This is a genomic window from Polaribacter sp. BAL334, assembly GCF_015767435.1.
Lineage (GTDB): Bacteria > Bacteroidota > Bacteroidia > Flavobacteriales > Flavobacteriaceae > Polaribacter.
In genome coordinates, this window is the sequence record NZ_JADWOV010000101.1 from 1 (window position 1) to 789 (window position 789).

Sequence of the window (789 nt, forward strand, 5' to 3'; positions counted from 1 at the left end):
GAGTATTGATCCAGTAGTTTTTTTTTTTAAATTTGTCTAGTTGGTTATCTCAATAACATCAATTCTGACAGAAAACTGATTGACTATTGTTCCAACTGTTTGGATGTTCGGTTGTTTATTCGCTATGATATTGATGAATCATTGCCTTGGCACAGTACCATCAGTAGAACGCGACAATTGTATGGAGAGGAAGTCTTTTTACAACTATTCAAACAAGTACTCAGTTTATGCGTTGAAAAAGGAATGGTTCGAGGCAAACGCCAAGCAGTAGACAGTGCTTTTATCAAAGCGAATGCATCCATGGATAGTTTGATAGAAAAAGAGGTTTTGGATGATGTAGCTTATTATGCAAATGAGCTGAATCAAAACAGTGAATACAAGGTGAGTCAAAGCCGAAAAAAGTTGGTAGAACAGCACCATGATTGGAAAAAAGAAGCATACAAAGGCATGCCTAAAGGAAGCGAAAAAGGCGGTAGAAAAGATGAACAAGGTAATTTGATTCGACCAAAATACGTATCCAATCACACGCATTATAGTCCAACAGACCCAGATGCCCGAGTAAGTGTCAAACCAGGTAAGGCAAGACAATTGAATTACTTTGGTCAAATCTCGGTAGATGATGGCCATCATGTCATCACAGGAGCTTGTGCTGATTATGCAGACAAACGCGACAGTCAATGTTTGGAGCAAATAGTGGAAATCACCAAAGAAAATTTAGAAGAAAACAACCTAGAACTAGGAGAAGTGTTAGCCGATGCAGGATATAGCAGTGGCGAAGCACTAAAATAC

At 38.7% G+C, this 789-nt stretch carries 1 protein-coding gene; it reads left to right on the forward strand.

Annotated features, from left to right (window positions below):
• Positions 1–78: 78 nt before the first annotated feature.
• Positions 79–789, forward strand: a 711-nt coding sequence (locus tag IU405_RS00515; protein WP_317193329.1) for a transposase, incomplete at its 3' end; no start/stop codon positions are given.